At 57.6% G+C, this 23,283-nt stretch carries 21 protein-coding genes and 1 tRNA gene; 10 read left to right on the top strand and 12 right to left on the bottom strand.

Annotated features, from left to right (window positions below):
• Positions 1-42: 42 nt before the first annotated feature.
• Entirely contained in the window at positions 43-786 is a 744-nt protein-coding gene (locus tag QQL78_RS09775; RefSeq protein ID WP_284372942.1) for a sugar transferase, read from the bottom strand.
• Between the two features lie 535 nt (positions 787-1,321).
• On the opposite strand from QQL78_RS09775, the gene QQL78_RS09770 reads away from it, so the two are divergent.
• The 8 genes from QQL78_RS09770 (at position 1,322) to QQL78_RS09735 (ending at position 10,226) form a co-directional block, all read left to right on the top strand.
• Complete coding sequence (locus QQL78_RS09770; protein ID WP_284372940.1) at positions 1,322-2,353, top strand: LacI family DNA-binding transcriptional regulator; 1,032 nt, start codon at positions 1,322-1,324, stop codon at positions 2,351-2,353.
• A 415-nt stretch (positions 2,354-2,768) separates the two neighbouring features.
• On the top strand, positions 2,769-4,070 hold the full coding sequence (locus tag QQL78_RS09765) for an ABC transporter substrate-binding protein (RefSeq protein ID WP_284372939.1): 1,302 nt from the start codon (positions 2,769-2,771) through the stop codon (positions 4,068-4,070).
• A 156-nt stretch (positions 4,071-4,226) separates the two neighbouring features.
• Positions 4,227-5,093 (top strand): carbohydrate ABC transporter permease, encoded by an 867-nt coding sequence (locus QQL78_RS09760; RefSeq protein WP_284372937.1) that lies wholly within the window; start codon positions 4,227-4,229, stop codon positions 5,091-5,093.
• Positions 5,094-5,180: 87 nt separating this feature from the next.
• A complete protein-coding gene (locus QQL78_RS09755) occupies positions 5,181-6,011 on the top strand; it encodes a carbohydrate ABC transporter permease (RefSeq protein ID WP_284372935.1) in 831 nt (276 codons plus the stop codon).
• A gap of 11 nt (positions 6,012-6,022) precedes the next feature.
• A complete protein-coding gene (locus tag QQL78_RS09750) occupies positions 6,023-7,027 on the top strand; it encodes an ABC transporter ATP-binding protein (protein ID WP_284372933.1) in 1,005 nt (334 codons plus the stop codon).
• Positions 7,024-7,797 (top strand): L-iditol 2-dehydrogenase, encoded by a 774-nt coding sequence (locus tag QQL78_RS09745; RefSeq protein WP_284372932.1) that lies wholly within the window; start codon positions 7,024-7,026, stop codon positions 7,795-7,797. The genes QQL78_RS09750 and QQL78_RS09745 overlap by 4 nt, the downstream gene beginning before the upstream one ends.
• Positions 7,797-9,293, top strand: coding sequence for a mannitol dehydrogenase family protein (locus QQL78_RS09740; protein WP_284372930.1), 1,497 nt, complete (start codon positions 7,797-7,799; stop codon positions 9,291-9,293). The genes QQL78_RS09745 and QQL78_RS09740 overlap by 1 nt, the downstream gene beginning before the upstream one ends.
• A gap of 9 nt (positions 9,294-9,302) precedes the next feature.
• Complete coding sequence (locus QQL78_RS09735; RefSeq protein WP_284372928.1) at positions 9,303-10,226, top strand: carbohydrate kinase family protein; 924 nt, start codon at positions 9,303-9,305, stop codon at positions 10,224-10,226.
• Positions 10,227-11,069: 843 nt separating this feature from the next.
• Here the strand turns inward: QQL78_RS09735 and QQL78_RS09730 are convergent.
• From QQL78_RS09730 to QQL78_RS09695, 8 genes are all read right to left on the bottom strand, one after another.
• Positions 11,070-11,696, bottom strand: a complete 627-nt coding sequence (locus QQL78_RS09730) for a Crp/Fnr family transcriptional regulator (RefSeq protein WP_284372927.1) — start codon at positions 11,694-11,696, stop codon at positions 11,070-11,072.
• A gap of 121 nt (positions 11,697-11,817) precedes the next feature.
• The gene (locus QQL78_RS09725) at positions 11,818-12,900 is read right to left on the bottom strand and encodes a zinc ribbon domain-containing protein (protein ID WP_284372925.1); all 1,083 of its coding nucleotides are present in this window, start codon (positions 12,898-12,900) and stop codon (positions 11,818-11,820) included.
• Between the two features lie 136 nt (positions 12,901-13,036).
• Positions 13,037-13,111, bottom strand: a tRNA-Glu gene (locus tag QQL78_RS09720).
• 79 nt (positions 13,112-13,190) lie between these two features.
• The gene (gene recJ, locus QQL78_RS09715; RefSeq protein ID WP_284372923.1) at positions 13,191-14,930 is read right to left on the bottom strand and encodes a single-stranded-DNA-specific exonuclease RecJ; all 1,740 of its coding nucleotides are present in this window, start codon (positions 14,928-14,930) and stop codon (positions 13,191-13,193) included.
• Between the two features lie 85 nt (positions 14,931-15,015).
• Positions 15,016-15,984: a class II fructose-bisphosphatase gene (glpX, locus tag QQL78_RS09710; RefSeq protein ID WP_284372921.1), complete on the bottom strand. Its 969-nt coding sequence runs from the start codon at positions 15,982-15,984 to the stop codon at positions 15,016-15,018.
• A 68-nt stretch (positions 15,985-16,052) separates the two neighbouring features.
• Complete coding sequence (locus QQL78_RS09705) at positions 16,053-16,481, bottom strand: YqaA family protein (protein WP_284372918.1); 429 nt, start codon at positions 16,479-16,481, stop codon at positions 16,053-16,055.
• Between the two features lie 21 nt (positions 16,482-16,502).
• Positions 16,503-17,801: a homoserine dehydrogenase gene (locus tag QQL78_RS09700; protein ID WP_284372916.1), complete on the bottom strand. Its 1,299-nt coding sequence runs from the start codon at positions 17,799-17,801 to the stop codon at positions 16,503-16,505.
• A gap of 117 nt (positions 17,802-17,918) precedes the next feature.
• On the bottom strand, positions 17,919-18,206 hold the full coding sequence (locus QQL78_RS09695) for a hypothetical protein (protein ID WP_284372914.1): 288 nt from the start codon (positions 18,204-18,206) through the stop codon (positions 17,919-17,921).
• Positions 18,207-18,282: 76 nt separating this feature from the next.
• On the opposite strand from QQL78_RS09695, the gene QQL78_RS09690 reads away from it, so the two are divergent.
• Positions 18,283-18,864, top strand: a complete 582-nt coding sequence (locus QQL78_RS09690; protein WP_284372913.1) for a TetR/AcrR family transcriptional regulator — start codon at positions 18,283-18,285, stop codon at positions 18,862-18,864.
• A gap of 26 nt (positions 18,865-18,890) precedes the next feature.
• Here the strand turns inward: QQL78_RS09690 and QQL78_RS09685 are convergent, their stop codons facing one another.
• Both QQL78_RS09685 and QQL78_RS09680 read right to left on the bottom strand, forming a co-directional pair.
• Positions 18,891-19,634, bottom strand: coding sequence for a porin family protein (locus QQL78_RS09685; protein ID WP_284372911.1), 744 nt, complete (start codon positions 19,632-19,634; stop codon positions 18,891-18,893).
• A gap of 174 nt (positions 19,635-19,808) precedes the next feature.
• Positions 19,809-20,720 (bottom strand): pirin family protein, encoded by a 912-nt coding sequence (locus QQL78_RS09680; RefSeq protein ID WP_284372909.1) that lies wholly within the window; start codon positions 20,718-20,720, stop codon positions 19,809-19,811.
• A gap of 558 nt (positions 20,721-21,278) precedes the next feature.
• Between QQL78_RS09680 and QQL78_RS09675 the strand changes: the two genes are divergently transcribed.
• Positions 21,279-22,229 (top strand): NAD(P)-dependent oxidoreductase, encoded by a 951-nt coding sequence (locus QQL78_RS09675; protein WP_284372907.1) that lies wholly within the window; start codon positions 21,279-21,281, stop codon positions 22,227-22,229.
• A gap of 235 nt (positions 22,230-22,464) precedes the next feature.
• Here QQL78_RS09675 and QQL78_RS09670 read toward each other — a convergent pair whose 3' ends face one another.
• Positions 22,465-23,187, bottom strand: coding sequence for an aquaporin (locus QQL78_RS09670; protein WP_284372905.1), 723 nt, complete (start codon positions 23,185-23,187; stop codon positions 22,465-22,467).
• Positions 23,188-23,283: the final 96 nt, after the last annotated feature.

Genomic DNA, 23,283 nt, shown 5'->3' with positions numbered 1-23,283 from the left:
TGTTTACACCTTCTTGTGCCATCTCAACATCATGTCCCATACTTAGTGACCCGTCGGGCGCAAAACCACGCCAATGGTTTTGAAAAGGATGGTCAGATCCAGTTTCAGTGTCAGGGACCGCTCATAGGCGCTGTCTACTTCGTTGCGATAGGTAAAACGTTCACTGTTGCGCGCCGAGACCTGCCACAGGCCGGTAATGCCGGGCTTCACAGCGTTGTAATGGGTCGCATCACCATACATTTCCAACTGCTCGGGCATCATTGGGCGCGGGCCGACAAGGCTCATGTCGCCAATCAGGACGTTAAGCAGCTGGGGCAGCTCGTCCATTGAGGTTTTGCGCAGCAGATGGCCCAGAGGCGTGATGCGCGGATCATTGCGCAGCTTCTGGATCTCGTCCCATTCGCGCCGCATTTCAGGGTCTTTGGCAAGATATTCTTCAAGAACCTGATCTGCATTCGGCACCATGGTGCGCAGCTTCAGGATCGAGAACCGCTTGCCCGCTGAACCCAGACGCTCCTGCGTATAAAAAGGATTGCCGCCGCTCACCCAGAGAGCCAGCGCCGACAGGGCGATGATCGGCAGGGAAAAGGGCAGCGTCAGCAAAACAAACAACACATCCATGACACGTTTGCCAAGGTGGCGATACAGGTAGACCGGGCCGGGCTTGGCCGCCAATGCTGCATCCCAGACCGGGCTGCGGCGAACCACGGCAGAGTCAGCAAAAGCCGTTCCATTGGCAAATGGAAACATGCCAAAATCGGCAGAATTCGTTACATTGTCTTTCATTCCAACCCCCCAGGGTCAAATACTCACTTGTTAAACCAGACATCCTCCAGATGCCCGCATACTGCTCTACTGATGTGCTGGGAAGGGGAAAGGTTAACGCAAAGCGCCAAAACCATCCAATTCTTACAGCGACCCGGGCCTTTTTGGTGACACAACAACGTCAAAATGTACAACGTGGTATTGTCGGATCCGGGACCGGTATAAACAGACGCAATATTCTCAACGCATCTATAACTCATTTTCGCCGCATTTGATGAAAAGCCGGGGAAACAGTCTGTTTCTAGCAGGTTTTGACAACATTGACCTAACAATCATGTGATTGTTTACAAAAGCGCTGCTTTACTGCCTAAATTTCTCGTCATACGGGAGCAGCCTATTGCCTCATTTCGGCCATGCAAGTGCAGGCCAGGGGCGCAAAATAGAATCAGTTAGGTGTAATTTTTCACGTATCTAAATTTCCGCGCGACAATTTTGAAATCTTGTTGTAAAGTTTTATTGACCGTATCTTAATGTGCCCTCAAGAAGGTGCTGCACGATGGAACACACGAAGATCAGGAACATGGAAGAATTCGCCTCGATCAGCGGATTGTCACGCCCCACGGTCTCCAAATATTTTCACGATCCCAGCTCTGTGCGGGCAACCACCCGTGCACGGATCGAAGCCGCGCTGGAGAAATACGACTATCGGCCCAACATCTTCGCGATGAACCAGAACCGCAAGCTGACCAAGAATGTCGGCATTCTGGTGCCCTATCTGGCAGATCCGTTTTTTGCCGAAATTGCCCGCAACATCGAGCAGCGGTGCATTGATGCGGGATATAGCCCGACATTGTACAGTTCGCACGGGGATCCCGCGTTAGAAATCGAGATATTGGAAAACCTGCGCGCGCTGAAACCCGCAGGGGCGCTGATTGCCCCCTTGGGACGAATTTCGGACAGCAGCGCGGTGGCCGCGTTCTGCGATGATGTGCCAACTGTTCTGTTTGACAGCAACCTGCCGGACGTCGGCCTTGCCTTTATCGGGTCGGACAATCCACAATTTTCAATGGTCATGGTGGAATACCTCAGCCGCACGGGCGAGCCGCCTTGTTTCTTTGAAATGAAAGACCCGGCCAACCCAAACGCCAACAAGCGCCGTCAGGGTTATCTTGATGCGATGGCAAAGCTGGGGTTTGAGCCGTCAATCGTAAAGGTGGACGGGCAGGGGTGGTCGTTTGAGGAAATCGGCCGTGCCGGGGGCATTCAGACATTGGAGGCAGGGGGCTTTGCGACCAATACGATATTGTGCAGCAATGACCGGCTTGCCATCGGACTATTGGCCGCCTGTTATGAGAAAGGCCTGCGGGTAGGGCGTGAGGCTGGCAGTGATCTGCGGGTTGCGGGGCAGGACGATCACCCATTTTCCAGGTTTACCTGTCCGTCATTGACCACCATTGCACAGGATTATGAAGCAGTGTCGCGCCGCGCCGTTCGGACTTTGTTTGATGTGGTCGAATCCGGTGAACAGACCCGTCCGCATGAAACCGTGCTCTATGAAGGCAAGCTGATCATGCGGCAATCCGCCTAATGCCGGCCTTGCCAACAAACCTGTGTCATGAGTTCACCTTAACGGTTTGTTAACCTCAGGGTCGGTAGTTTCCTCTTGTCCGTGCGTGAAGATATGGCGCTGAACACCCCGGGGCAGATCTTCTTGATGACCCGGTGTGCGGCCCTCTGGTTTCCTTGTTTGCAGCAGGTCGCGGCCGGACCTTGAGGCTAAAACACCGGCTCCTATGCCTATTCAACCGAATTTCTTTTATGAAATGCAGCTTTGCGGATGTCGTGTTTAATTTATTGTTCACAGCAGGATAGGGGGCATTTCAGGTGGCTATCTGCGGAATTTCGATACGAGAAACTTTCCGCGCGTAAATTTTTATTTGACGGCGCGCTTTGTTTTTGACTAACCTAACGGCACATAACATCTAACTTTAGGGAGGATTCGGATGTCTTTGAGAAACGCACTTGGTGCGGCGACAGCGGTATCGCTGATCACTGCAAGTGGCGCATTTGCCGAAACGCTTACAATCGCGACCGTGAACAACGGCGATATGATCCGCATGCAGGGTCTGACCGCTGACTTCACAGAGAAGACCGGCCACGAGGTGGAGTGGGTAACCTTGGAAGAAAACGTGCTGCGCCAGCGCGTCACCACGGACATCACCACCAAGGGTGGATCCTTCGACATCATGACAATCGGCATGTATGAAACGCCAATCTGGGGCAAAAACGGCTGGTTGATCCCGCTGGATGACCTGTCCGCAGACTATAACGCTGCAGATATCCTGCCTGCCATGTCCGGTGGCCTGTCATATGATGGCACGCTTTATGCATCACCTTTCTACGGTGAGTCTTCCATGGTTATGTATCGTACAGACCTGATGGAAGCTGCTGGCATGGAAATGCCAAAAGCCCCAACATGGGAATTCATCCGTGATGCGGCGGCTGCGATGACTGATCGCGAAAAGGAAATCAACGGTATCTGCCTGCGCGGCAAGGCCGGCTGGGGCGAGGGCGGTGCCTTCATCACAGCGATGTCCAACTCTTTCGGCGCGCGCTGGTTCGACATGGACTGGAACCCGCAGTTTGACACCGAAGCATGGGCCAACACGGTCAACTTCTTCAAGGACATGATGGATGCATCCGGTCCTGCCGGTTATGCGACAAACGGGTTTAACGAAAACCTGTCCCTGTTCAACCAGGGCAAATGTGGCATGTGGATTGACGCAACGGTTGCGGCGTCCTTCGTGACGGGCAAAGACTCCACCGTTGCAGATCATGTTGGTTTCGCCTTGGCACCGGACAATGGTCTGGGCAAACGCTCCAACTGGCTCTGGGCATGGGCGCTGGCCATTCCTGCGGGCACCCAGAAAGAAGCCGCTGCGAAAGAGTTCATCGAATGGGCCACCGGTACTGGCTACATCGAATTGGTTGCGGCCAACGAAGGCTGGGCAAATGTCCCTCCGGGTGCGCGTACATCCCTGTACGAGAACCCAGAGTACCAGAAAGTGCCTTTCGCACAGATGACACTGGACTCGATCCTGTCAGCTGATCCGAACAACTCTACTGTTGAAGAAAGCCCTTATGTTGGTGTGCAATTTGCAGCGATCCCCGAGTTTGCCGGCATCGCCACTGACGTTAGCCAGGAGTTCTCTGCTGCTTATGCCGGTCAGCAGACCGTTGAAGAGGCTTTGGCCAAGGCACAGGCGTTGACGAACGACGCCATGGAAGCCGCTGGCTACAAATAAGACCGTACCTGTGTAACTTGTAACGAGTTCACGCGTACTGAAGGGCGGCGGCCCGGTGCAGCCGCCCTTCACACCCCCACCATTTCATTCATAATCCGAAATCTCTGACGGCCCACCGCCCTGATGGCTGGCCCGTCCCCGAGAAAGGTGACTCCAATGGCGACCAAAGCATCCAGATCAGCGGCCCGCGCAATGATGGCACCTGCAGTGATCCTGCTCCTTGGCTGGATGCTGGTGCCGCTTACAATGACTCTCTGGTTCTCGTTCCGGAAATATCTGCCGCTGCGCGGTGGGGATCTGGGATGGGCTGGTTTTGACAACTACATTCGTTTCGTCAGCTCCAGCGCCTTTTGGCCTTCGGTTTTGACCACGCTGCTGATTGTTGGCTCCGTTCTGGTGATCACCGTCTGTCTTGGCATCCTGCTGGCGATGCTGCTGGATCAACCAATGTGGGGGCAGGGGGTCGTGCGCATCCTGGTCATTGCCCCATTCTTCGTGATGCCCACCGTTTCCGCGCTGGTTTGGAAGAACATCTTTATGGACCCCAACAACGGGCTGTTTGCGCATCTTTGGAAATTCTTCGGTGCGGAGCCGGTGTCCTGGATGTCAGAAGCCTCGCTGCCCTCGATCATTCTGATTGTCAGCTGGCAATGGCTGCCTTTCGCCACGCTGATCCTGCTGACCGCGATCCAGTCGCTGGACGGCGAGCAGTTGGAAGCTGCTGAAATGGATGGCGCACCGCATCTGAAACGCTTCTGGTTCATCGTGCTGCCGCACCTGAGCCGGGCGATCACCATTGTGATCCTGATCCAGACCATCTTCCTGTTGTCGATCTTTGCAGAGATCTTTGTGACCACTGGCGGGGCCTTTGGTACCAAGACGCTGACCTATCTGATCTTCCAGCGGGTGCTGGAAAGCCAGAATGTCGGTCTGGGGTCCGCAGGCGGTGTCTATGCGATCATCCTTGCCAATATCGTCGCGATCTTCCTGATGCGCATTGTGGGGAAGAACCTCGATGCCTGATCCTGTCACACCCTTGGTGCCAGCCTTCCGGCTGCGCCAGCCCCGCCCTTCGCTTCTGTCCCGCTTCAAAAATACGAGGACCGCATAATGGCACGTTCCGTCACACCACAACGCAAAGCGATCAATACCACCTTTGCATGGGCGATTGGTCTGCTGATCTTTTTCCCGATCCTCTGGACCATCATCACCAGCTTCAAAACCGAAGCGCAGGCGATTTCCGACCCACCGGTGTTTCTGTTCTTTGACTGGACGCTGGAAAACTATGCCGCAGTGATGGAACGTTCCAACTATGGCCGGTTTCTGTGGAATTCGATTATTATCGCGGGCGGCTCCACCCTGCTGGGTGTGATCGTGGCGGTGCCTGCTGCATGGTCAATGGCCTTTGTGCCGTCGCACCGCACCAAAGATATCCTGCTGTGGATGCTGTCGACCAAGATGCTGCCAGCGGTTGGGGTACTTTACCCGATGTACCTGATCTTTATCAAATTCGGTCTGTTGGATACCCGCACCGGCCTTGTGATCGTGCTGATGCTGATCAACCTGCCGATCATTGTCTGGATGCTTTATACCTACTTCAAGGAAATTCCCGGTGAGATCCTCGAAGCGGCCCGTATGGATGGGGCCACGCTGAAATCAGAGATCATCTATATCCTGACCCCCATGGCCATTCCCGGCATTGCCTCGACCATGTTGTTGAACTTCATCCTCGCATGGAACGAAGCCTTCTGGACGCTTAACCTCACAGCGGCCAAGGCGGCACCGCTGACGGCGTTTATCGCCAGCTATTCCAGCCCCGAAGGCCTGTTTTACGCGAAACTAAGCGCGGCCAGCACCATGGCTATTGCGCCAATCCTCATCCTTGGCTGGTTCAGCCAGAAACAACTTGTACGCGGCCTGACCTTTGGCGCGGTGAAATAAGGACATTCGATATGGGACGTATTACACTCGACAAAGTCACGAAATCTTTTGGCGAAACCGAAGTCATTCCGCCACTGGACCTCACAATCGAAGACGGGGAATTCACCGTCTTCGTCGGCCCCTCGGGCTGCGGTAAATCTACGCTGCTGCGTCTGATTGCGGGGCTTGAAGATACTACCAGCGGGCAGATCCGCATTGATGGCAATGATGCCACGCAATTACCCCCGGCCAAACGCGGTCTCGCAATGGTGTTTCAGTCTTATGCGCTTTACCCGCATATGTCGGTGCGCAAGAACATCGCCTTTCCGCTGAAGATGGCCAAGATGGATCAGGTCGAGATCGACCGCCGCGTCGACAATGCCGCCTCTGTGTTGAACCTTGCGGATTACATCGACCGCAAGCCCGGCCAACTGTCCGGCGGTCAACGCCAGCGGGTTGCCATTGGCCGTGCAATTGTGCGTGAACCTTCCGCGTTCCTGTTCGACGAACCGCTGTCCAACCTTGATGCGGCTCTGCGTGTCGGCATGCGGATGGAGATTTCCGAACTGCACAAGAAACTCGCCACCACCATGATCTATGTGACCCATGATCAGGTTGAGGCGATGACCATGGCGGATAAGATCGTGGTGCTGCGTGCGGGTAACATTGAACAGGTCGGCAGCCCGCTTGAGCTTTATCGTGAACCGCGCAACCTGTTCGTTGCTGGCTTTATCGGGTCGCCCAAGATGAACCTGATTGATGGGGCTGAGGCCGAAAAATACGGTTGCCATACCATTGGCGTGCGGCCCGAACATATCGAAATTTCAGCCAGTGAGGGACCGTGGAGCGGGACAGTTGGCGTCTCGGAACATCTTGGTTCAGATACGTTTTTCCATATCCACGATACGGGTCTGGCCGAAACCATCACGGTGCGAGCAGATGGCGAGGTTGGCTTCAAATACGGCGACCGGGTGCATCTGACGCCGCGCGACGACGTGATCCACCGCTTTGGCGCAGACGGGCTACGCATCGCATGAGACGACTGGACGGAAAAACCGCGTTGATCACAGGGGCCGCGCGGGGCATCGGGCTAAGCTTTGCCAAGGCCTATGTGGCTGAAGGCGCGCGTGTGGCGATCGGGGATATCAACATCGATCTTGCACGCGCGGCCGCTGCCGACATTGGTGATAATGCTGTTGCCGTTGAAATGGACGTGACCGACCCGCGCAGCATCGACGCTGCCGTTGCGCAAACAGTGCAGGCTTTTGGGCAGATCGACATTCTGATCAACAATGCCGCGCTCTTCACGGCGGCACCGATCATCGAGATTGACCGTGCTGACTATACCCGGGTGTTCGACATCAATGTTGCAGGCACGCTGTTCACCCTGCAGGCGGTTGCAAAGCATATGATCGATGCAGACGTCAAAGGTAACATCATCAATATGGCCAGTCAGGCGGGCAGGCGCGGCGAGCCGCTGGTTGCGGTCTATTGCGCCACCAAGGCGGCAGTGATCAGCCTGACTCAATCGGCGGGATTGGACCTGATCAAGCATGGCATCAACGTGAACGCCATCGCGCCAGGGGTGGTGGACGGTGAACATTGGGACGGGGTGGATGCGTTTTTTGCCAAACATGAAGGCAAGGCACCTGGCCAAAAGAAAGCCGAGGTCGCGGCAGCAGTGCCTTTCGGGCGAATGGGGCAGCCCGAAGACCTGACCGGCATGGCGGTGTTTCTGGCAAGCGAGGAGGCGGCCTATGTCGTCGCCCAATGTTATAATGTGGACGGCGGTCAATGGATGAGCTGATGGCAGACGGTGGACAAAATCTGGGCCTGACGGCGCTTGGCAATGCAACTTTGGCAGAGCTGCCTGACGGGATCGCGCGGCCAACCTACGACCGCAGCAAGCTGACAGCGGGGATCGTGCATATCGGGCTGGGCAATTTTCACCGTGCCCATCAGGCTTGGTATCTGCATCGTTTGATGCAGCAGGGCAAAGCACTGGATTGGGCGATCATCGGTGCCGGTGTGCGCGCAGCCGACAGTGCCCAGAGAGATCGCTTGCTGGCGCAGGATTGTTTGACAACGTTGATTGAGCTGGACCCCTCCGGCAAATCGGCAGAGGTAAGCGGCGCGATGATCGACTTTCTGCCAGTGCAGGAAGGTAATGCGGCATTGATTGCACAGATGGCGGACCCTGCCATTCGCATTGTGTCGCTGACCGTGACCGAGGGCGGTTATTACGTTGATCCGGCCACCGGCGGGTTTGACGCGGATCACGAAGACATCCAGCATGACGCCGCTCACCCCGAGACACCGCGCACCGCCTTTGGCGCGATGATCGCGGCCCTGCGTTTGCGCCGGGATGCGAAACGGGGGCCTTTCACCGGGCAAAGCTGCGACAATCTGCAAGGCAACGGGGATGTGCTGCGCCAGACATTGGTGTCTTTGGCGCGGATGTCGGACCCTGATCTGGCCGATTGGATCGCGGCGCAGTGCAGCTTTCCAAATGCTATGGTGGATTGCATCGTGCCTGCAACCGGCCCTTCAGAGATTGCCCTAGCCCGCAGCTTTGGCATTGATGATGCCGCGCCGGTTACCCATGAGAATTTTCGCCAATGGGTGATCGAAGATGATTTTTGTGCTGGCCGCCCGCCTTGGGAGGAGGCCGGTGCGACGATATCAAGTGCGGTGCATGACTATGAGGTGATGAAGCTGCGGGTGCTGAATGGTGGCCATCAGATCATCGCGGACCCTGCCGAGATTCTGGGGATCGAAACGATTTCGGGTGCCATGGCCCATCCGTTGATCCGTGCGCTGTTGGATAAGGTTGCGCGCGACGAGATTGCCCCGCATGTGGCAGCGGTGCCCGGGATCACGCCTTTGGCCTATCTTGATCTTGTCGCCAGCCGGTTTGCAAACCCTGAAATCAAGGACACCACCCGGCGCGTGGCCTTTGATGGCTCCAGCCGCCATGCCGGTTTTCTTCTGCCCTCGGTACGCGAGGGGCTGGCCGCCGGTGCGCCGGTCTCCGGGCTGGCCTTGGTTTCGGCGCTTTGGGCGCGCTATTGCACCGGGCAGCGCGAAGATGGCAGCGTGGTGGCCCCCAATGATCCAGCATGGGATGACCTGCAACAAGTCGCATTGCAGGCAAAATCCGATCCGGCAGCATGGTTGGAGATGCGCCATATTTACGGTGATCTGGCAGAAGCGAAGCCCTTTGCGGATGCCTTTTGCAGCTGGTTGTCGCTGTTGCACAGCGATGGCGTAGAGGCGGCGTTGACGCGCTACGTTCAGGGGTAGGGGCAGGGCATGATCATCTGCTGCGGTGAAGCCTTGATGGATATGATCCCGGTGCAACTGCCGAAGGGCGGCACCGGCTTTGTGCCCCATACCGGAGGGGCCATTTTCAACACCGCGGTCGCTTTGGGGCGTCTGGGCGTTCCTGCCGGGATGATCAGTGGTGTTTCGCAGGATGCCTTCGGTCAGAAACTGGCAGAGACCTTGTCGGCCAACACCGTTGATACGGGTCTGTTGATCCGCTCCAGCCATTTGACAACGCTGGCCATTGTGCATCTGGTTGATGGCCATGCGACCTATGCGTTTTACGACGAAGGATCCGCCGGGCGCAGTATCACGCCCAAGGATTTGCCCGACCTGCCGGACAGCACCAGCGCGCTGTATTTTGGCGGGATCAGCCTTGTCAGCCTCCCGGCGGCTGATGCTTACAGTGACCTTTGTGCCAAAGCTGCGGGTCAATATCCGGTGATGATCGACCCTAACATTCGCCCCTCCTTTATCACCGATGCAGCGGCTTATCGTGCGCGTCTGGATCGGATGTTGGGGCAGGCGGATATTGTTAAAGTATCGGACGAGGATCTGGCGTGGATCACCGGCGGTGCGGGATCATTGGAAGATCAGGCGGCAGTGTTGCAGGCCAAAGGAGCACGGTTCGTGATCATCACCCGTGGTTCCGAAGGGGCGATGGCCCTATGTGATGGGGCGGTTGCCCATGTGTCGGCAAAGCGGGCAACTGTGGTGGATACGGTGGGGGCTGGCGACACGTTCAATGCGGGCGTGTTGGCGCATTTGCAGCAGAGCAAGCGTCTGGACAAGGCGGCATTAGGGCAGATGTCAGCGCAGGATCTGGCGGGGGCGCTGGCCTATGGTGCGCGTGTCGCTGCAGTGACCGTTTCGCGTGCAGGGGCAAACCCGCCCTGGGTGCATGAGCTTTGAAAATCGCTGAAATTTGGACGGGTGCTGAGGCATAGGGATTCGCGGCAGTCGCAACGCACCAAATACACGCAACAACTACCGCACCCTCCACAAGTTGATATTAAATACCCCCCGGCGGAACCGCAAAGGCCTGACAAAAAGGCAGTTGCGAATGGCGGCGACACAATTTCGCCCCCGAAGCTGCTGATTTGCCACAAGAATTGCGACGCGCAGCCCCGGAATTTCAAGCCACATCTGAAGATGCGGACTTTACGGTGAAGACAGCGTACCTATACCCGCCGACTTCATCGTTCCCGCCGCAAGCCGGACAGGAACTGTCCATTTCGCGGAAGCCGTGAACACCTTGCAACAAGGTTAAACACGACAGGCAGCGCATTAATTTCGCGCTCGAACCCTTTGACCTACCCGTAGTGCTGGGCAGGCTGACCCGAAACGCCGGGTCTGGTTTCCTGAAAGATCAGGTGACCGGTAAAAAGTCGGTCTTTCAGGACCGGGCCGTGCCATGACCCGACGAGCATTCCGTTCTATCGGCGCGATGGCGGTGAAGTAGCGTTTGCCGGCGCGCGTCTGAATTCATTTTGGGGCAGGTCGACAAGAACCAGTCTTGTGCGATCCATGGTCAGAAACCCATGTGACGGCACCAGAACATCAAGCGTGCTGAAAAACTTCGCAGGCTTTGCAACACCGGACAGCATCCAAACTATAAAAGATGTATTCCGCGTCGCACTGGCCGTCGTCATCCTGTCCTCCCCGTTTCAATCGTGCGGCCCTTGCGGACCGTGAAACGAACATGCCACGAAAGAGCATGCTGTTCTGCGAACCTGTTCACACAAGGTTAACTATTTAGGTCGGATCGACGTTTTTAATCTTCTCAAGTGCTGCGGCATCGCAAAGGTTGATACGCCCGCGTGACAGCTGCACAATGCCTTCGCGACGCCATTCGGAGAGGATCTTTGAAACCACTTCGCGGGTGACGCCCACGTAATCGGCCAGCTGGGCCTGAGACATCTCAATTTCATTGTCATCCCCCGCCAGATACAGCACCTTTGCAGCCAGCCGGGGCGCGGGGGGCAGAAACACCTGCTCTTCCATTTGCCGGCTCATCCAGCGCATGCGTTTTCCTGCAAGGCTTAACAATTCCGCTGCCAGATGGGGTTCTCTTGCGATTTCGGCAATCAGGGCGGCCTGACGGATATAGCGCAGCTGGCAATCTTCGACCGCTTCAATCCGGGCGGTGCGCGGGCCGGGGTCGAACATGGCAATTTCGCCAAAAATGCTTTCGGGCCGCAGCAGGTTCAGGGCATGTTTTCGCCCATTTGCAGAATAGACACTGACCTCAAGCAGCCCTTTGTCCAAGACGAAAAGCCGGTCGTCATGTTCATCCTGTTCAAACAGGGTCTCGCCCGCCTTAAGGTTTTGGGAAACAAAAGCTTTGTCAAACAGGCGGCGCAGCTCTTTTGAGGTCTCCAAAAAAAAACCGGCCTTATCCACCACTGCTTTTGCCTCCTACAAACACTGTTTTTTCATACCAGTGATTGTGCCAGACGTCTTTACGGGAATGGCTTTCGACGTAATATTTCGCTACGTAACGTCAGCCTTGGGGATTTGTGGCCGGTGTGCCCGATGGCACGCCGCAGGACCCGCAGAATTTGTAAAAGGAATTCTCGCGCTGCCCGCAGTTTTCACAAGAGTTGAACAGGCAAAATCCGCAATGCACGCAGAAATCCACTTTGGTCTCTGCATCGTTGACTGACTTACGGTTTTTGGGCGCACCGAATGGGCGGTCGCAACTGGGACAGATGCACTCCGAAATCTTTTTGATCGCGGTCTCATAGGCGATGGCCTTGCGCTTCTCCGTCTCGGGGCGGTTTTCCTCGTTCTGCTTTTTCTGCAAATAACGCGCCATGCCTCTGGTCGAGAAATGCGCCAGCAGTAAAGCCAGAAGAATGCCAACGATATAGCGGACATAGCCGCCATAAGACGGCAGATAGGGCACCAGTTCGACAAAAAAGGCAAACAGGGCAAAGATGATGAACCCTCGGTAGACTGGCCAATAGGTTGATTGGCGTTTCTTCATGGCGAGCCAGCCAGCAATCAACAGCAAGGGCAGGGTCAGGGCCAGGCGGAAAAGGAATACCTTAAGCACCTCGCGTCGTTGTGCCTTTTGAAACGGGGCATTTGCTGCGGCAAGGATTGCTGTGCGCTGGCCGCGCAGGTCTTTCAGGCTGCGGTTGATCGTGACCACCTCCTGCTGCAAATCTTCGACCTGACGCGCGGCTTTACGCTCTTCCAGTTTCAGCAGTTCAATGGCTTGGGCGCGTTCGATCACCTCGGCGTTCTGGCTGTTTGAACCGGTAGCAGAACGTGTTTTCACCCAGTTCTCGAAACTTGCACGCTGATTAGCGTAATCCAGTTCGCGCGAGCGCAGCATAAACCGGGCATCTTCGATTTCGCCGCTTTTGCGATCAAGCAGTGTCTCGTTTTGCGCAATGGCAGAGGCAGCGGTGTCAAGCTTGGCCGTGTTGACAAAATCGTCTTTGGCGATCCGTTTGCCTGCGGTTGGCACATCCGACATGATCAACGCGCCCAGCTGGATTAGCAATGTCGAAATCACGGCCGACAGAATCCACATGGCGAGGCCATACCAAAACAACGGGCGACGGGCGGCTTTCATATTCAATCCAATACGGTTGGGTGTCAGTGGAGCAAAGGCTATTGAAACAGCTCTCAGGTCGCAACTGCAATGCAGATCCGGTGCAGGCGACAGGGCCGCCGCGTGATACATCTATCTAAGGGGAGGATCAACAAGATGGCAGCCCGTAGGGGAATCGAACCCCTCTTTCCAGGTTGAAAACCTGGCGTCCTAACCGATAGACGAACGGGCCAACATCTTGTGAGGGCTTCACTAAGGTTTGTGCGCAGGACGCGCAAGAGAAAATTCACACCTGTTTGAGAAAAAATGCATTACGCCGGGGCAGCGTCTTCGAGGCGCAGTTGAACCGACCGGCGGCCACGCCAATCGTTGATGTCCAAACGGCCTGCAAGATGGAAACGCGCACCGCCATGGGCTTCAAGCGCGGGGCCAAGCGGGGTGTCATAAGCGCCAAAGGCGATGGCCTCCAGCTTGCCGCCCAGGCCATCACCAAAACTGATCTTGAGGTGGGTGTCACCGACCCGTTTGGCAAACAGAATCTGCATATCGGCGAAGACAAAACGTGGGGCAGGGGCGGCCGCTCCGAAGGGGCCGGCCTGTTCGACCATCTCGGTCAGCTCCACCGTGGCGGCACCGGGCATCAGCAAGCCGGTAACTTTCAGATCTGCGGGGCCGCCCAGATGGGCCCCCTGTTTTGCCATCAGCTCGGACAGGCGCGCCATCGCCGCTTCGATCTTATCCTCTGCAACGGTCAGCCCTGCGGCCATCTTATGCCCGCCGCCCTTGATCAACAGCCCCTCGGCCGCCAGACGCTGGATCGGCGCGCCGAGGTCGATCCCCGAGACCGACCGGCCCGAGCCTTTGCCGATTCCATTCTCGACGCCGATGACAATCGACGGGCGGTTAGAGGCTTCTTTCAAGCGTGATGCAACAATCCCTACCACACCGGGATGCCAGCCGGGACCTGCCGCCCAAACCAATGGCGCGTCAAACCCACGTTCTTCGGCCTGTGCCATGGCTGCGGCGCGCACATTGGCCTCCACATCACGGCGTTCGGTGTTCAACTGATCCAGCCGTTCCGCCAAAGCCGCCGTTTCATGCGGGTCGTTTGAGGCCAGCAACCTTGCGCCCAGATCTGCCTGTCCGATGCGCCCACCGGCATTGATCCGCGGCCCCAAAAGAAAACCAAGGTGATAGGCGGTAGGTGCGGTCTCCATCCGGGCCACATCGGCCAATGCAGTCAATCCAACCCGTTCGCGTCGCGCCATTACCCGCAGACCTTGCCGCACAAAGGCCCGGTTTACACCGGTCAGCGGGGCAACATCTGCTACCGTTGCCAAGGCCACCAGATCCAGCAGCGCCATCAGGTCCGGCCCTTTGCGCTTGGCCTCGCGCAGTTGCCGCCCGGCCTCCACCAACATCAAAAACACCACACCGGCAGCACAAAGATGCCCGCATGCCCCGTCTTCGTCTTGCCGGTTGGGGTTCACCACCGCCAGCGCATCGGGCAGGGTCTCGCCACCCAAATGATGGTCAAGCACAATGATATCCGCCGCTTTGGCCGCGGCAACAGGACCATGCGAAAGCGTGCCACAATCAACACAGACGATCAGATCATGATCTGCCGCCAAAGCCGCCATCGCCTCTTCGTTGGGACCATAGCCTTCATCAATCCGATCCGGCACATAGAGTGTCGCGGCGCATCCCATCTCGCGCAGCCAGATCAGCAACAGCGCCGCTGAACTGCCGCCATCCACGTCATAGTCTGCAAAAACCGCGATTTTCTGCCGCGCGGCCACCGCTGCCAAAAACCGCGTTGCGGCTTTTTCCATATCCTTCAGGGATCGCGGGTCCGGCATCAGATCACGCAGGGAAGGTGCCAGAAAACCTTCGGCTTCCTCCGGCGCAACGCCACGGCGCGCGAGTACCTGACAGACGGCTTGCGGCAGGGCGGTGCGCTGCACCAGCAACTCTACCGCCCGTTCTACTTCAACACCGGGGCCAACCCATGTCCGCCCCGTCAGGGATGCCTCAACGCCTAGAAAACTCATGCGCCGCTCCCAGCTTCATCTTGCCAATTAAACTCAATCCCGCCGCAGCATCGGGGCGCAAACCTCACGCCCCGAAACGCCACATTCAGTCGCTTTCAACCGGTGTGCGATAGTTGATCCGCCGCACCGATCCGGTTTTGGACCGCATGATCAGGGTTTCGGTTGTCATCCATCCCATTTCCCGTTTCACACCGGGTACCAGCGCGCCGTCGGTGACACCTGTGGCGGCAAAAATCACATCTTCGGTAACCATGTCGTCACGGGTGTAGATGCGGTCGAAATCGGTGATCCCGGCCTTGGTGGCACGGGCCCGCTCATCGTCGTTGCGAAACAGCAGACGGGTATACATCTGCCCGCCCATGCATTTCAGCGCCGCTGCGGCCAGCACCCCTTCGGGTGCGCCGCCAGCACCCATATACATGTCGATGCCAGTGTCAGGGTCGGCACAATGCATCACCCCGGCCACATCTCCATCAGTGATCAGACGGATCGCGGCCCCTTTGGCGCGGACCTCTGCAATCATCTCTTCGTGGCGCGGGCGCTCCAGAATACACACGGTGATGTCTGAGGGAGCGCAGCCCTTGGCAGCGGCCAGCGCTTCGACCCGTTCACCCGGTGACATGTCCAAAGTGACCACATCCACAGGATAGCCCGGCCCGATCGCCAGTTTGTCCATATAGGTGTCTGGCGCATGCAGCATGGAGCCGCGCGGGCCCATGGCAATCACGGTCAGCGCATTTGGCATGTCCTTGGCGGTCAGCGTGGTGCCTTCCAGTGGGTCCAGCGCGATATCCACACCGGGGCCATCGCCAGTGCCGACTTCCTCACCGATGAACAGCATCGGGGCCTCATCACGTTCGCCTTCGCCGATGACCACAACACCGGCAATATCGAGCAGGTTCAGCTGTTCACGCATCGCGTTGACCGCCGCCTGATCCGCCGCTTTTTCATCGCCTTTGCCCACCAGCTTGGCCGAGGCAAGCGCGGCAGCTTCGGACACACGGGCAAGGCCCAGAGATAACATGCGGTCTTGAAAATCAGCTTTGGTGGTCATGGATATCTGTCCTTGATGGGGTTTTGTTGCCCCTCGTCTAGCGCTCGGGGCGGATTACGGCAAGCCTGTCAAATCCACGCCAATGTGATCTGGGCCAGAAACAGATAGCGAAATCCTTTGGCCAGCGTGACCAAGAGCAGGAACGATGGCAAGGGTTCGCGCAGGATACCGGCAGCAACGGTGATGGGATCTCCGATCACCGGAAGCCAACTGCCCAGCAGGGACCAGCGGCCATAGCGATGATACCAGCCTTGTGCACGGCTGAGCTGCGCCGCCGAGGCGGGAAACCAGCGTTTGTCCTTGAACCGCAGCAGAAACCGCCCAAGCAGCCAATTCAGAACCGCACCCAGAACATTGCCAAGGGTCGCCACGATCAGCAACGCGGCAACCGGATGATCCCCTTGCAGGATCAGCGCGACCAGCACCGCCTCGGACTGCATCGGCAGGATGGTCGCGGCGATAAGCGCTGACGCGAAAAGACCGGCGTAGGCAAGCATGTCGCTGGTCTACCGGCGGGATTAAACCTCTTCGATGCGCAGCGCCACGGGGGCACCTGCCATCACACCAGTGCTGTCCATTGCCGCAAGAGCAGTCTCTATGTCGGCCTGGGTGGTTTTATGGGTGACGATCAGCACCGGGGCCGAAGTTGCCTCATGTGCATATTGCCGCATGCGGTCGATGCTGACCCCGGCTTCGCCCAGAACCGTGGCGATCTTGGCCAGGGCACCGGGTTTATCCACCAGCTCCATACGCAGATAATAGGCGGCGGGCAATTTGGTCAGCGCCGCCGTGGCATTTACAAGGTTGCTCGCAGGCTGGCCAAAGACAGGACCACGCAAACCGCGCGCAATGTCACAGACATCTGCCATCACAGCGCTGGCTGTCGGGCCTTCGCCCGCACCGGCACCGCGCAGCACGATCTGGCCCACAGCGTCACCTTCCAGCACCACCATATTCGTGCCGCCATCCAGCTGCGCCAGTGGCGAGGTATCGGGCACAAGGCAGGGCTGCATGCGTTGCTCCAACCCACGACCGGTCTTTTGCGCCACACCCAGCAGCTTGATCTTATATCCCATGTCGGCGGCGGCACGGATGTCTTCGATGCTGACGCGCTCGATGCCTTCCAGCTGGATGCCGTCAAAATCAACCCGGGTGCCAAAAGCGATGGCCGAGAGAATCGCCAGCTTATGCGCCGCATCAATGCCGCCCACATCCAGCTGCGGATCAGCTTCAAGGTAGCCCAGCCCGTCGGCCTCGGCAAAAATCTCCTGATAGGTTTTGCCGGAATTCTCCATCCGCGTCAGGATATAATTGCATGAGCCATTCATCACCCCCATCACACGGGTGATTTCATTGCCTGCCATTCCTTCCATCAGTGTCTTGATCACCGGGATGCCGCCAGCCACGGCTGCCTCATACCGCAGGGCAAGCCCTTCGGTTTCGGCCTGTTCGGCGAGCGTCTGACCGTGGATCGCTAGCATCGCCTTATTGGCGGTGACCACATCTTTCCCGGCTTTCAACGCGGCCTCGGTGGCGTCCTTGGCCGGGCCATCTTCGCCGCCCATCAATTCGACAAAGACATCCACATCATCGCGTGTGGCCAGGGCAACCGGGTCATCCTCCCATGCGTAGCTGTCCAGCGACACGCCCCGGTCGCGCCCTTTACTGCGGGCAGAGACGGCGGAAATGGTGATCTTACGTCCGGTACGGGCTTCAAGCAGGGCGGCCTGTTGCCGGATAATGCGCACCACGCCGACACCAACAGTGCCCAGACCGGCAATACCAAGGCGAAGGGGTTCAGACGTGGCATCAGACATGCAGATGGTCCTTTTCAAAGGGAGATTGGTTCAAATCGGTGTTGGGTGGCGATGTAACGGTTTCGCGCGGCCCATGCAACGCGACAAACCCCCGCCGGGGCCAAACAGATATTGCCGTTAGCGCAGGCCGGTTTCAAGCCGGCGCTTTTCTGCATCGGTCAAAACCGTGCCGCGCAGGGCGTTTGCCCGGGCCCGCAGACCGGCCAGCCGGCTGTCCAGATTGTCCTGCGTCTGCACAGGATCGGCACCAGCGGTATTGGCCTGCGCCAACAGCGGCTCTATCGGCACCAAGGCGGGGTATTCCGCCGCGTCCAATGCGCCAGTCTGGGTATGATCCAGATCGGGGAACTGGGTGCAGCCGGTCACGGCGGCGGCAATCATGCAAAAGGATAGGGCGCGTTTCATCCCCTTTACTTGCACCACTGCCTGCGACCGCGCAAGCGGGCTTTGCTTTTGAACAGATGTTCATTAATTTGGCCCCATGGCACGCACCACAGGATCACACGCCGAAATCACCGGCCCCAAAATTCGACAGGCCGCCCTGCGTCTGTTTGCGCAACGCGGCTATGCGGCTGTGTCGATGCGCAGCATTGCAGCAGAGGTCGGGGTGCAGGCCGGTGCGCTGTATAATTATACGCCGGACAAGCAATCCTTGTTGTTCGATCTCATGCGGGGGCATCTGGAGGGGCTACTGGCCGCAGCGATTCCGGCACAGGGTGATCCCCTGGCGCAGCTACAGGAATTTGTTGCCTTTCACATCCGGTTCCACGCTGACCGCCCGGACGAGGTATTCATTGCCTATATGGAATTACGCAACCTTGAACCGGCCAACTTTGCCGAGATCGAGGCCCTGCGCCGCCGCTATGAGGACCGGTTGGAGCAGATCCTGCACGACGGGGCTGCGGCAGGTGTGTTCGAGGTGGCGGATAGTAAAATCGTCACCCTTGCCATCATCGCGATGCTGACCGGGGTGAACACATGGTTCCGGCAGGGCGGGCGGCTGTCGCTGGATGAGGTGGTTGCGCAATATTGGGACATGGTGCGCAAAGCCGTGGGCGCGTGAGGGGCTGCGCCTAACAGGGTGTGCACCTAGAACAGGTTGCGCCGCAGAATCTGGCGCATTGGATCATAGACATGAAAGGACGGCTGGTTGTTGCCGGTGCGGCCCAAGGCAATGCTGACACCTGCACGCAATGTTGTGCTGCCCGCAGCCGGATTGCGCCCGTTCAGCCAATCGTGGGAGGCTTCGGCAAACAGGGAGGCGGGGCTGTTGGCCAAGCGGGTTTGCACGCCGAATATGGCCTCATGTGCGGTGGCGCCAAAGGTCTGTTCGTCAAATTCGGTAATGTCATATCGGGCGTAAACCCGCGTGTTCGTGCTGGGCTGCCAATGCAGACCGCCACCGGCTGTGATCCAGTCCAGATCGCTATCTGCGGAAATGCCCACTGCCGCCCGCAGTTCGACATTGACGTCCTGTGCTACCGCAAACATCCCGGCTGCGCCGATCTGCCCATAGGTGGCCGAGACATCGTTTTTATCCGCGACCATCAGGGTCAGCCCGTATTTCTGGCCCGCCCGCGGTGTCATATAAAGCGTGCTACCCAAACGCCCGACCCCGCCATTGGCGCGTTCTTCGTATTGCAGATCAAGTTGCAGACCGTGGTGTTCGGTGATCGCCACATCCACCGTGCCGCTGACATGGCCACCCTCTAATTCCTGATTGGAATATCCAAGACGCAAGGTGCCGCCGATGATCCCCAAGTTTTCTTCGGCATGGGCGGGCAGGGCAGTGAGGCTGGCAAGAACAGCAGCTTTCAGCAGTGTATGGATCATGGTGACTTTCCTTTGCACAAATCAGCGGTGCACCGGCCCCCGTCGGTGGTGGGACATGTATCGCGCGATCACGTATTTTCGGAAAGTTGAAAGTAAACAGTTGGTTAAATGGTGAATTGGTTAATGCATACAAAGGGCAAAGAGGGCAGATGTACTTCTGCCCCCTTCTTACAGTTAATGCGCAGGCTTGATAAACGTCCCATTGCGCAGCTCTGCCATCGCGGTCTGAAGCTCTTCACGGGTGTTCATCACGATGGGCCCATGCCACGCGACCGGCTCATCGATGGGGGCACCTGAGATCAGCAGAAACCGGATACCTTCGGGACCGGCCTGCACCGTCACCTCATCGCCAGTGCCAAAGCGGATCAAGGTGCGGTCCCCGGACATATCGCGGATGTTGACCTCTTCACCCGCGATCTCTTTCTCAAGCAGAACACCGGCGGGGGGAGACGCATCAGCAAAGGCACCGGCACCGCCAAAGACATAGGCAAAGGCACGCCGATAGGTATCTATCCTGAACGTCTTTTTCACCCCTGCGGGCACGGTGACATCAAGGTATTGCGGATCTGCGGCAATCCCGTCAACCGGACCTTTCTTGCCCCAGAATTCACCGGTGATGACTTTGACGCGGGTGCCGTCATCCTCTGTGACCACAGGAATATCGGCGCTGGTGATGTCCTGATAGCGCGGCGCGGTCATCTTTTGATCTGACGGCAGGTTACCCCAAAGCTGAAAGCCATGCATCTGTCCCGCTGCATTCCCTTTGGGCATTTCCTGATGCAGAATTCCGCGTCCTGCGGTCATCCATTGCACATCGCCTGCGCCCAGACTGCCGTCATTTCCCAGCGAATCCGCGTGGTCGACGGTGCCTTCCAGCACGTAGGTGATGGTTTCAATGCCGCGATGGGGATGCCAGGGAAAACCTTTTTCGAAATCCGCAGGGTTGTCGTTGCGGAAATCATCAAACAGCAGGAAAGGGTCCAGTTCTGACGGGTCCTGAAATCCGAAAGCACGGTAGAGCTTGACACCTGCGCCCTCCAGAGCGGGGCTGGCGCGGCGGGTTTCGAGTGTGGGTCTGAGGGACATATCGTCCTCCTGCAATTGTATATGCACTGAAAATAGGCAGGGGGGTGTTCTGCAACAACACAGCAAAATTGAACCCTATCTGTGCAGGGCTGCACCAATCATCGAATTTCGTGATGTATATCCCAACATATATTCGTTTTGTGAATTTCATAGAAGCCCATAGGTAAGAGCTGCACCATAACCCTAGGAGGCCCTCATGGCGTGCCAAGACACAGATCACAGACCTACATCCCAAGCTGCATTCCCCAAAATGGCCGTGGTGTTCTTAAGCATCTCGGCTGTGTTGCTGGTTCTACTTTTGACCAACTCCAGCGGCATATTGGATGGGTTATCCCAGACGCAAGAAAGCGTGATCCCTGGGGAAGACTGGCATGGCAATGTCCGCCGTTCCCATCCTACCCGATGATCCTGAGCAGGCCCGCCAAACAGGCGGGCCTTTTCACTACCGTAGCGTCAATCTCAGCCAGAGAGTGAGAGCGATGCCGGAAGGGTCGCATGTGGGCGCGACATGTCGGTTTTGCCCTCGCTTCATGGGACAAAGAGAATAGGGAGAGCGCCATGAAAGTCGGGTTTATCGGATTGGGCAATGTCGGTGGAAAACTGGCGGGATCATTATTGCGCAATGGCGTGGATCTGGCTGTATTTGACCTTAACGCAGATTTCGTGGCGGATTTTGTCACGCGCGGTGCGCGGGATGGCCGGTCGGCAGCAGAGCTGATGCAAGGCTGCGATGCGGTGATCACCTGTCTGCCCAGCCCGGCAGCCTGTGCGGCGGTGGTGGCGGAGATCCTGCCGCATGTGGGGCCGGGCAAGATCTGGATGGAGATGTCGACCACAGATGCGCAGCAGATCAAGGATCACGCGGCGGCGGTGATCGCCGCAGGGGGCGAAGCGGTGGATTGTCCGGTTTCCGGCGGGTGTCACCGGGCGGATACCGGCAATATCTCGATCTATGCAGGCTGCACCCGCGAAACTTTTGACAAGGCCCTGCCGGTGCTGACCCATATGGGGCGACGGATTTTACATGTGGGTGATGTGGGCGTGTCGAGCACGTTAAAAGTGATGACCAACTATTTGGCAACCATCAACCTTTTGTCGCTGTGCGAGGCGTTGACGGTGATGAAGGCCGCAGGCATGGATTTGGGTGTGACCTATGAGGCGATTGCGGCCTCCTCGGGGAATAGTTTTGTGCATGAAACCGAAAGTCAGCTGATCCTCTCGGGCGCGCGGGACGTGAATTTCACCTTGGATCTGGTGCAGAAAGATGTCGGTCTTTTCCAGAGCTTGGCGGATGAACATCAGGTGCCGCTTGAACTCTCGCCCTTGATGATTTCGATGCTGACCGACGGGCAGGCACGCTATGGTGAAAAGGCGCAATCGGACCGGATGATTGAGCGGCTGGAAGAAGCAACTGGGTTAAGCATCACGGCACCGGGGTTCCCGAACGAATTGGTGGATGATGAACCTGAAGAGCGGGGCTATGAGGTGCCGGTGCGCGGGCGCGGTTGATCCAGAGGCCGCGCTGACCTGCGATACAATTTTGGGGACTGGCGCGGATGTTCTCACAGAATGTGGTGTGGCGTGTGGTGAAGGGGTGATCCTATTTGCTGAGAGGTGCTTGAGGGATCAATCTGATCCTCAAGTCACCTGTTCAAGGGTGGTGGAGATTCTGCGCGGGGTAAAGGACAGGCCAATCACAGATTGGTGCCTGCGGCATCCTTGACCTCGCGCAGAATCACCGGGTTCACGTGCTGGCGTCGACACGCACGTCGGTCTCGGGTGCTTCGGCGTCCAGCAGCCCTGTACGGAACAGGATACCTGCGGCAGCGCCACCGATCATCGGCGCAAGGATGAAGAGCCAGAGCTGCGCCATTGCCGCGCCGCCCGAAAAGAGGGCGGGACCGAAGGACCGCGCGGGATTGACCGAGACACCTGTGACATTGATGCCAACGATGTGGATAACAATGAGGGTCAGACCTATACCAAGACCGGCAATCGCCGTGGCTGCGCCTTTTCCGGTGGCCCCAAGGATCACAACGACAAAGAGGAAGGTGGCAATGATCTCGAAAAGAAGGGCGGAGAACATATTGAATTCGCCCAGATAACCGGTTCCCCATCCATTGGCGCCGTAGCCGCCATCATAACCGCCGATTTTGCCTTGCATGATCAGGACCAGCGCCAATGCGCCCAGCGTTGCACCGACCACCTGTGCCGCCCAATAGCGGAACATTTCGCCCTGGGGCATGCGGCCTGCCAGCATGGCACCGAGTGAGACCGCCGGATTGATGTGGCAGCCTGACACCGCGCCGATACCATAGGCCATGCCGATGAGTGCGAGGCCAAAGGCCATTGAGATGCCGACGAGGCCGGGGCCGAGATCAGGGTTGGTGGTCGCGAGAACCGCAGAGCCGCAGCCCAGAAAGACGAGGGTAAATGTGCCGATACATTCGGCGAGGAGCTTGTTCATGGTTCTGTCCTTTTTGTTGACTAAGGACAGTTCTGAGGTGTGTAAATCCATAAAACATGGGGAAAATGTCGCTAAATGTACCCCATTCAGGCGAAG

The sequence above is a fragment of the Sulfitobacter pacificus genome (genome assembly GCF_030159975.1).
Classification (GTDB): Bacteria; Pseudomonadota; Alphaproteobacteria; order Rhodobacterales; family Rhodobacteraceae; genus Sulfitobacter; species Sulfitobacter pacificus.
Note: the sequence above shows the minus strand (reverse complement) of the source record. Positions and strands in the feature narration are given on the sequence as shown.

Excerpts from the sequence above, each read along its gene's own strand:
- QQL78_RS09775 (WP_284372942.1), bottom strand. The coding sequence starts at position 786 with ATGAAAGACAATGTAACGAATTCTGCCGATTTTGGCATGTTTCCATTT.
- QQL78_RS09770 (WP_284372940.1), top strand. The coding sequence starts at position 1,322 with ATGGAACACACGAAGATCAGGAACATGGAAGAATTCGCCTCGATCAGC.
- QQL78_RS09765 (WP_284372939.1), top strand. The coding sequence starts at position 2,769 with ATGTCTTTGAGAAACGCACTTGGTGCGGCGACAGCGGTATCGCTGATC.
- QQL78_RS09760 (WP_284372937.1), top strand. The coding sequence starts at position 4,227 with ATGGCGACCAAAGCATCCAGATCAGCGGCCCGCGCAATGATGGCACCT.
- QQL78_RS09755 (WP_284372935.1), top strand. The coding sequence starts at position 5,181 with ATGGCACGTTCCGTCACACCACAACGCAAAGCGATCAATACCACCTTT.
- QQL78_RS09750 (WP_284372933.1), top strand. The coding sequence starts at position 6,023 with ATGGGACGTATTACACTCGACAAAGTCACGAAATCTTTTGGCGAAACC.
- QQL78_RS09745 (WP_284372932.1), top strand. The coding sequence starts at position 7,024 with ATGAGACGACTGGACGGAAAAACCGCGTTGATCACAGGGGCCGCGCGG.
- QQL78_RS09740 (WP_284372930.1), top strand. The coding sequence starts at position 7,797 with ATGGCAGACGGTGGACAAAATCTGGGCCTGACGGCGCTTGGCAATGCA.
- QQL78_RS09735 (WP_284372928.1), top strand. The coding sequence starts at position 9,303 with ATGATCATCTGCTGCGGTGAAGCCTTGATGGATATGATCCCGGTGCAA.
- QQL78_RS09725 (WP_284372925.1), bottom strand. The coding sequence starts at position 12,900 with ATGAAAGCCGCCCGTCGCCCGTTGTTTTGGTATGGCCTCGCCATGTGG.
- recJ (WP_284372923.1), bottom strand. The coding sequence starts at position 14,930 with ATGAGTTTTCTAGGCGTTGAGGCATCCCTGACGGGGCGGACATGGGTT.
- glpX (WP_284372921.1), bottom strand. The coding sequence starts at position 15,984 with ATGACCACCAAAGCTGATTTTCAAGACCGCATGTTATCTCTGGGCCTT.
- QQL78_RS09705 (WP_284372918.1), bottom strand. The coding sequence starts at position 16,481 with ATGCTTGCCTACGCCGGTCTTTTCGCGTCAGCGCTTATCGCCGCGACC.
- QQL78_RS09700 (WP_284372916.1), bottom strand. The coding sequence starts at position 17,801 with ATGTCTGATGCCACGTCTGAACCCCTTCGCCTTGGTATTGCCGGTCTG.
- QQL78_RS09695 (WP_284372914.1), bottom strand. The coding sequence starts at position 18,206 with ATGAAACGCGCCCTATCCTTTTGCATGATTGCCGCCGCCGTGACCGGC.
- QQL78_RS09690 (WP_284372913.1), top strand. The coding sequence starts at position 18,283 with ATGGCACGCACCACAGGATCACACGCCGAAATCACCGGCCCCAAAATT.
- QQL78_RS09685 (WP_284372911.1), bottom strand. The coding sequence starts at position 19,634 with ATGATCCATACACTGCTGAAAGCTGCTGTTCTTGCCAGCCTCACTGCC.
- QQL78_RS09680 (WP_284372909.1), bottom strand. The coding sequence starts at position 20,720 with ATGTCCCTCAGACCCACACTCGAAACCCGCCGCGCCAGCCCCGCTCTG.
- QQL78_RS09675 (WP_284372907.1), top strand. The coding sequence starts at position 21,279 with ATGAAAGTCGGGTTTATCGGATTGGGCAATGTCGGTGGAAAACTGGCG.
- QQL78_RS09670 (WP_284372905.1), bottom strand. The coding sequence starts at position 23,187 with ATGAACAAGCTCCTCGCCGAATGTATCGGCACATTTACCCTCGTCTTT.